This window comes from Allobosea sp. (genome assembly GCF_030694325.1).
Classification (GTDB): domain Bacteria; phylum Pseudomonadota; class Alphaproteobacteria; order Rhizobiales; family Beijerinckiaceae; genus Allobosea.
Genome location: NZ_JAUXYO010000002.1, coordinates 1 through 7,778, shown reverse-complemented (window position 1 = coordinate 7,778; position 7,778 = coordinate 1). Strand labels below are relative to the sequence as shown.

The 7,778-nt window shown below is 67.8% G+C and carries 6 protein-coding genes and 1 pseudogene; all 7 read right to left on the bottom strand.

Annotation, left to right across the window (positions count from 1 at the left end):
* On the bottom strand, nt 1–1,053 hold a 1,053-nt coding region (gene murC, locus Q8M82_RS00060), incomplete at its 3' end, for a UDP-N-acetylmuramate--L-alanine ligase (RefSeq protein WP_305689358.1).
* A 22-nt stretch (nt 1,054–1,075) separates the two neighbouring features.
* On the bottom strand, nt 1,076–2,170 hold the full coding sequence (gene murG, locus Q8M82_RS00055; RefSeq protein WP_305689357.1) for an undecaprenyldiphospho-muramoylpentapeptide beta-N-acetylglucosaminyltransferase: 1,095 nt from the start codon (nt 2,168–2,170) through the stop codon (nt 1,076–1,078).
* A 4-nt stretch (nt 2,171–2,174) separates the two neighbouring features.
* Nucleotides 2,175–3,308 (bottom strand): FtsW/RodA/SpoVE family cell cycle protein, encoded by a 1,134-nt coding sequence (locus Q8M82_RS00050; RefSeq protein ID WP_305689356.1) that lies wholly within the window; start codon nt 3,306–3,308, stop codon nt 2,175–2,177.
* 103 nt (nt 3,309–3,411) lie between these two features.
* Nucleotides 3,412–4,596 carry a MalY/PatB family protein gene (locus tag Q8M82_RS00045; protein WP_305689355.1) on the bottom strand — a complete coding sequence of 395 codons (1,185 nt, stop codon included), beginning with the start codon at nt 4,594–4,596 and terminating at the stop codon, nt 3,412–3,414.
* A gap of 133 nt (nt 4,597–4,729) precedes the next feature.
* Nucleotides 4,730–6,160, bottom strand: coding sequence for a UDP-N-acetylmuramoyl-L-alanine--D-glutamate ligase (gene murD, locus Q8M82_RS00040; RefSeq protein ID WP_305689354.1), 1,431 nt, complete (start codon nt 6,158–6,160; stop codon nt 4,730–4,732).
* A 1-nt stretch (nt 6,161) separates the two neighbouring features.
* A pseudogene (gene mraY / locus Q8M82_RS00035) lies at nt 6,162–7,244 on the bottom strand (phospho-N-acetylmuramoyl-pentapeptide-transferase).
* A 20-nt stretch (nt 7,245–7,264) separates the two neighbouring features.
* The coding region (locus Q8M82_RS00030) for a glutamate ligase domain-containing protein (protein ID WP_305689353.1) at nt 7,265–7,778 on the bottom strand (514 nt) is incomplete at its 5' end.

Below are 7,778 nucleotides of genomic sequence, written 5' to 3'. Positions count from 1 at the left end.
CGCCGCGCGCAGCACGGCGGCGATTTCGACGGGATGATGTCCATAGTCGTCGAAAATCTGCACGCCGTTCCATTCGCCGGTCTTGGTGAAGCGCCGCTTCACGCCGCCAAAGCCGGCAAGCGCCTTGCGGATTTGTTCGGGTGAAAGGCCGAGCTGATTGGCGACGGCGATCGCCGCCGTCGCGTTCAACGCATTGTGATGGCCCGGCATCGGCAGGACGAGATTTTCGAGATAGATCGCCTGCGACGTCTTGCGGTCGCGCAGCAGCACGTTGAACTTCGACACGCCGCCCTCGAGATCGACGTCGAGCAGGCGCACGTCGGCCTGCGGATTTTCCCCATAGGTGATGACGCGGCGGTCCTCGATGCGGCCGACGAGCTCCTGCACGGTCGGATGATCGAGGCACATCACCGCGAAGCCGTAGAAGGGAATATTCTCGACGAAGTTGCGGAAGGCTTCCTTGATCGCGTCGAATGTATGGAAATGGTCGAGATGTTCGGGATCGATATTGGTGACGATGGCGACGTCCGCCGGCAGCTTCAGGAAGGTGCCGTCCGATTCGTCGGCCTCGACCACCATCCAGTCGCTCTCGCCCATGCGGGCATTGGTGCCGTAGGCGTTGATGATGCCGCCATTGATCACGGTCGGGTCGAGCCCGCCCTTCTCCAGCAGCGTGGCCACCAGCGAGGTCGTCGTCGTCTTGCCATGCGTGCCGGCAATCGCGATGCAGCTCTTCAGCCTCATCAGCTCGGCCAGCATCTCGGCCCGGCGCACCACCGGCAGCCGCTTCTCGCGAGCGGCGACGAGCTCGGGATTGTCGCGCTTGATCGCGGTCGAGACCACGACGACCTCGGCCTCGCCGAGATTCTCCGCCTTGTGCCCGACGAAGGTGGTGATGCCCTTCTCGGCGAGGCGCTTGACGTTGGCGCCGTCGGAAGCGTCCGAGCCCTGCACCTTGTAGCCGAGATTGTGCAGCACCTCGGCGATGCCGGACATGCCGATGCCGCCGATCCCGACGAAATGAATGGAGCCGAGCTTCGGCGGCAGCTTCATGATGCAGCGATCCCTGATGAGGCTAGAAGCCGGCGACGTCCGTGACGACGGCGGCGAGTCGATCCGCGGCGTCCGCGATTCCCGCGCTCTTCGCGCTCTCGGCCATGACCGTCAAGTGCGCAGGCTGCTGCATCAGCTTTGACAGTTCCCCCGCCAGCCAGCGCGGGGTGAAATCCGGCTGCAGGACACGGATGGCGGCACCGTTCTTCTCGAGGAAGGCGGCATTGGCCGCCTGGTCCTGGTCGAGCGAGCCCGGCAGCGGAACGAGAATGGCCGGGCGTCCGATCACGGTCAGCTCGGCGACCGTCGAGGCGCCGGAGCGCCCGATGACCAGATGGGCTTTCGCCATCCGGGCCGGAAGGTCCTTGAAGAAGGGCGCGATCTCGGCCTGGACGCCGAGGCTCCCATAAATCCCGCTGACGCGGCCGTCGTCCTCGGCGCGGGCCTGCTGCGTGATCACCAGCCGCGATCGCTCCTCGGGAGCCAGCAACTGGATCGCCGGCGGCAGGATGTCGGCCATCACGCGCGCGCCCTGGCTGCCGCCGAAGACCAGGAGGTGGAACGGCCCCTGACCCGGCCAGGCATAGGGCGAAACCGCCGCCACCACGGCCGGACGTACCGGGTTGCCGACATGGCGGCATTTCTCACGGGCCTTTGGCGTGAGGCCGCCCACCTCCGCGAAACCGGTCGCGATCGCGTCGACCCAGCCCGAGAGGAAGCGGTTGGCCCGCCCGATCACGGCGTTCTGCTCATGGACCATGGTCTTGACCCCGCCCAGCGCCGCGCCGAGCACGGGCGGCACCGTGGGATAGCCGCCGAAGCCGACGACCAGCCCCGGCTTGAGGTCCCTGACGATCCGGCGCGCCGTGAGCACGCCCTTGGCCACTTCCATGCCGACACGAATCTTGCCGGAGAGAGAGAGGCCGGACGGGGTCGCCGACGGCACGGGGATGACCGCGTCGGCCGGGAAGTCGCCGGCGAACTCGGCCCCGCGCGGATCGGTCATCAGCACGATGCGGATGCCCCTGGCCCGCAGGGCGTGGCTCAGGGCCTCGGCCGGGAAGAGATGGCCGCCCGTGCCGCCGGCGGCGAGGATGACGAGCTTGGCCTGTCCCATCGGGTCAGCTCCTGAATCGACCGAAATCGACCGCGCGTGGCCGCTTGCGCGTCAAGGCCAGCAGAAACCCGGTCCCGATCGCCAGCGAGATCAGCGACGAGCCGCCATAGGAGATGAAGGGCAGCGTCATGCCCTTGGCCGGCATCATGTGCAGGTTCACCATCATGTTGATCGCGGCCTGGATGCCGAAGAGCAAAGCAAGCCCGGTGACGGCCAGCCGGATGAAGGGGTCCTCCGCCTTCTGGGCGATGACGAGCGCCCGCAGCACGATGAGTGCGAAGAGCATCACCAGGAGGATGCAGACGACGATGCCGAACTCCTCCGCGGTGACGGCGAAGATGAAGTCGGTATGCGCGTCGGGCAGAATGCGTTTGACCGTGCCCTCGCCCGGACCCTTTCCGAGCCATCCGCCCTGGGCGAAGCTCTCCAGCGCCGTATCGATCTGGAAGGTGTCTCCCGAACCCTTGTCCATGAAGCGCTCGATGCGGGCGCGCACATGGGGCACGAGCTGGTAGGCGATCAGGATGCCGGCGGCCCCGGCGCCGCCGAGCCCCAGCACCCAGAACCAGTGCAGCCCGGCGACGAAGAACAGCCCGGCCCAGACCAGCGTGACGAGCATGGTCTGCCCGAAATCCGGCTGCAGCACGAGCGGCGCGATCGTCGCCGGCAGCAGCAGGAAGGCGAGCCAGGTGCCCGGCAGATCGGGCCGGCGCGTGCCCTCGGCGAAGGCCCAGGCCGCGAGGACGACGAAGGCCGGCTTGAGGAATTCGGAGGGTTGGATCGACCCGATCGGCCCCAGCGTGAGCCAGCGCCGCGCGCCCTTCACCTCGACCCCCAGATAAAGCGTCGCCACCACCATGGCGAGCGAAACGGTGAAGATGAGCAGGGCCAGACGCCGGACCTGGCGCGGCGTCAGGAAGGAGACGCCGACGAAGACCGTCATCGCGGCGACGAGATAGATCGCCTGCCGGTTGACGAAATGAAATGTGGAGAGGCCGAGCCGCTCCGCCACGGGCGGGCCGCCGGCCATCAGCAGCACGACGCCGGAGACCATCAGCGCGACGAGCGCGCTCAGGATCAGGCGGTCGATCGACCACCACCAGCGGCCGCTGAGAGAAGGTTCGGCGCGCGAGACCATGAGGGGCTCCAGAACAGGCGCGGAGCGGGCCGAAACCCGCTCCCATTCCGAATCACTCTGTCAATGAAGAGTTAACGGAATGATTCCGAAACCCACTCCGGAGCTATTGCAGGTCGGCGAAAGCGCGCTTCAGCCGATCCACCGACTCGGCCACGACGGAGCGCGGCGTCGCCAGGTTGAAGCGCAGGAAGGACGCCCCGCCCTTGCCGAAACTTGGGCCGTGATTGGCCGCGATCAGCGCCTGCTTCTCGACGCGAGCGGTGAATTCCGCGGTCGCCATGCCGGTGCCGGCGAAGTCGATCCAGGCGAGATAGGTCGCCTCCAGCGGCATCGCGCGCACGCCGGGGATGGAGCTCACCCCCTCTTCGAACAGGCGCCGGTTGCCGTCGAGATAAACGACCAGCTGATCAACCCAGGCCGCGCCCTCAGGGCTGTAGGCGGCGGTCGCCATCATCATGCCGAAAGCGTTCGGCGAGACACCCGCGGCGTTGATCGCCGCCGCCAGCGGCGCCCGCAGCGCCTTGTCGGGGACGATGATGTTGCCGACATGGCATCCCGCAATATTGAAGGTCTTGGTGGTGGCGGTCATCATCACCAGCCGGTCCATGATCTCCGGCGCCGCCAGCGCCATCACCTGATGCTTGTGGCCGGGCATGACGAGATCGTGGTGGATCTCGTCCGAGACCAGGATCAGGTCGTGGCGGACGCAGAACTCCGCGATCGCGCGCAGTTCCTCGCGGGTCCAGACGCGCCCACCGGGATTGTGCGGCGAGCAGAGCACGAACATGCGCTCCTTGCCGGTCATCATCGCGTCCCAGGCGGCGATGTCGAGGACATGGCGGTCGTTCTCGATCGCGAGCTGGCACTCGACCACCTGCCGGCCCGCCGCGGCGATGACGCGGGCGAAGGCATGATAGACCGGGGTCATCAGCACGACGCCGTCACCCGGTTTGGTATAGGCGGCGACGCAGAGCGCCGTGCCGTTGACGAGGCCGTTCACGGTGAAGATCGAGGCCGGCTCGACCTCCCAGCCATGGCGGCTCTGCATCCACCAGCAGATCGCGTCGTGATTGGCTCGGGTGTCGCCGAAATAGCCGTAGAGCCCATGGGAAGCCATGCCCTCGAGCGCCGCCTGGACACAGGCCGGCGGCCGGAAATCCATGTCCGCGACCCACATGGCGATGCCGTCCGCGGCCGGCACACCATAGAGCGGCTCCATCATGTCCCATTTCGAAGAATGGGTGCCACGGCGGTCGATCCGCTCGTCGAAATTCGGGGCGCTGCTCATCATCGATCCTCAATGGCGGGGCGTGACCGGCCGGCCGGACGCGCCCGTCAGACATGTCGCTTTCGCGGCGCGCCGGCCAGTTGCGCAGCGGATGGCCGCCATGCCCCAGCGGCGCGCCGGCGGCGCCGAAAGCCTAGCGCGCGCCGAACGGCTCGAAGCCCGGCAGCGCCTCGACCAGCGCCCGGAAGGCATCGCCGCGCACCTCGAAATTGGGAAACTGGTCGAACGAGGCGCAGGCCGGCGACAGCAGAACCGCGATCTCCCCCTGCCCGCCATGCGCGAGCGTATCCTGCGTCGCCTGCGCGACGGCAGCGTCGAGCGTGCCACTGCGCAGATAGGCGACGCGGCCGTCCGCGTCGAAAGTCGCGGCGAAGAGGTCGCTCGCCGCGCCGATCAGATAGGCCCGGGCGATGTTGGGGAAATAGCGGCGTAGCGACTCGATGCCGCCCTCCTTGGCCTTGCCGCCGAGGATCCAGAAGATGTCGCGGAAGGACGTCAGCGCCTTTTCGGTCGAATCGGCATTGGTCGCCTTGGAATCATTGATGAAGACGACGCGGCCGATGCGACCGATCTCCTCCATACGGTGGGCGAGGCCAGGATAGCTGGCGAAGCCCGCCGCGATCTCCGGCGCCGTCAGGCCCAGCGCGAAACAGGCGGCGAAGGCGGCCGCCGCGTTCTGCGCGTTGTGCGAGCCGCGCAGCGAGCCGATTCGGGCGAGATTGGCGACGATGCGCGGCTTGCCGTCGAGCACCTGGACGATCCGCGTCTCCAGCGTGCCGGCATTGGCGGTCACACCCGCGAAGACGCCGTCGTCGAGCGGCTGCTCGCCACTGATCTTGACCACGGGCCGCCCCGAGGCCGCACGTCGGCGCGCCATCTGCTTCGACGGCTCGTCATCGACCCCGATCACCGCGATGTCGGCCGCGGCGACCAGCCGCTCCTTGATCGCGCCGTATTGCTCGAAGGTCCCGTGCCGGTCGAGATGATCCGGCGTCAGGTTCATCTGGATGCCGACGCTCGGCGCCAACGAGGGGGCGAGGTCGATCTGGTAGCTGGAGCATTCGATGACGTGGATGCGGCCGTCGGCCGGTGGCTGCAGCGCCAGCACGGCCGTGCCGATATTGCCGCCCATCTGGACGTCGCGGCCGGCGGCCCGCAGCACATGGGCGATCAGGGCCGTCGTCGTCGACTTGCCGTTCGTGCCGGTGATGCAGACGACCGGCGCTGCCGGCGCGATCGCCGCCCGCTGCCGGAAGAACAGCTCGATGTCGCCGATGATCTCGATCCCGGCGGCCTTGGCCTTTTCGACCGTCCAATGCGGCGCGGGATGGGTCAGCGGCACGCCCGGCGCCAGGATCAGGCTGTCGAAGCGCGACCAGTCTGCCTTCGCGAGGTCGACGACCGGGATGCCCTTCCCCGCCGCCGTCTCGCGGCTCGCGGGATTGTCGTCGAAGGCCTCGACCTGCGCCCCGCCGGCGATCAGCGCCAGTGCGGTGGCGAGCCCTGAGCCGCCGAGCCCGAACAGCGCGACGCGCCTGCCGGCAAAACAGGTGACGGGCGTCATCTCAGCGCAGCTTCAGCGTCGACAGGCCGATCAGCGCCAGCACCACGGAGATGATCCAGAAGCGGATCACGACCTGCGGCTCGGTCCAGCCCAGCTTCTCGAAATGGTGGTGGATCGGCGCCATCAGGAAGACGCGCCTGCCGGTGCGCTTGTAGACGAAGACCTGGATGATCACCGAGAGCGCCTCGATGACGAAGAGCCCGCCGACGATCGCCAGCACGATCTCGTGCTTTGTCGCGACGGCGACGACGCCCAGCAGGCCGCCCAGGCCGAGCGAACCGGTATCGCCCATGAAGATCTGGGCCGGAGGCGCGTTGAAAAAGAGAAAGCCGATGCCGGCTCAGATCACCGCGCCGCAGACGACGGCGAGTTCGCCGGCGCCGGGCACGTGATGGATCTGCAGGTAATTGGCGAAGATCGCGTTTCCGGTCAGGTAGGAGATGAAGCCGAACGTCGCCGCCGCAATCATCACCGGAACGATGGCCAGGCCGTCGAGCCCGTCGGTGAGGTTCACCGCATTGCCGGCGCCGACGACGACGAAGGCCGTCACAATCGGGAAGAAGATCCCGAGCGGAATCACGAGTTCCTTGAGGAAGGGCATGGCGAAGCCCGATGCGATCGCGGGCGGGCCGAGTTGCATCACCACCCAGCAGGCGAAGAGGGCGATCACCATCTCGAGGCCCAGCCGCGCCTTGCCGGAGAAGCCCTTGTGGGACTGCTTGGTCACCTTGAGATAGTCGTCATAGAAGCCGATCGCGCCGTAGCTGATCGTCACGCCGAGCACGACCCAGACATAGGGGTTGCGCAGATTGCCCCAGAGCAGCGTCGCCACCAGCAGCCCGCCCAGGATCATCAGCCCGCCCATGGTCGGCGTGCCGCGCTTGGCGAGATGGGATTCCGGCCCGTCGGTCCGGATCGGCTGGCCCTTGCCCTGCTTGATGCGCAGCCAGGAGATCGCCGCCGGCCCGAAGAAGAACACGACCAGCAGCGCCGTCGCGGTCGCTCCCCCGGCCCGGAAGGTGATGTACCGGAAGACGTTCAGGATGGGGAACGTGCCCGAGAAGTCGGCGAGCCAGACGAGCATTGTTGTTGCGGTCTCTTGTTCTAGTCTTCTGCCGACGAGGCGGGAAAGCGGGCCGTCAGCGCCTTGACGATCGGCCCCATGCGCGAACCGAGCGACCCCTTGATCATGATGACATCGCCGGCCCGCACGGTGTCCAGCACGAGCGGCTCGAGCCCGCTCGCCTGGGCGGCATAAGCCCCCCGCAGGGTCGAAGGCAAGCTGTCATAGAGCCCGCGCATCAGCGGGCCGCAGGCGAAGACGCTGTCGATGCCGTTGGCCGTGATCGCCGGCGCCAGCCCCTTGTGCAGGTCGGGACCCGTCGGCCCGAGTTCCAGCATGTCGCCCAGCACGGCGATCCGCCGCCCGCGCCCGGCGACCGGGATACGGCCGAGATTCTCGATCGCCGCCTTCACCGAGGCCGGATTGCCGTTGTAGCTCTCGTCGATCAGCGTGAAGGGGCCGCCGGGCGCCTCGAGCCGCTGCTGCGCCCCGCGCCCCGCCGGCGGACGCAGGTCGCCGAGCGCCAGCGCCGCCAGCGCGAGATCGGCGCCCAGC

Coding starts and splice junctions, on each gene's coding strand:
- murG (WP_305689357.1), bottom strand. CDS start 2,170: ATGGGACAGGCCAAGCTCGTCATCCTCGCCGCCGGCGGCACGGGCGGC.
- Q8M82_RS00050 (WP_305689356.1), bottom strand. CDS start 3,308: ATGGTCTCGCGCGCCGAACCTTCTCTCAGCGGCCGCTGGTGGTGGTCG.
- Q8M82_RS00045 (WP_305689355.1), bottom strand. CDS start 4,596: ATGAGCAGCGCCCCGAATTTCGACGAGCGGATCGACCGCCGTGGCACC.
- murD (WP_305689354.1), bottom strand. CDS start 6,160: ATGACGCCCGTCACCTGTTTTGCCGGCAGGCGCGTCGCGCTGTTCGGG.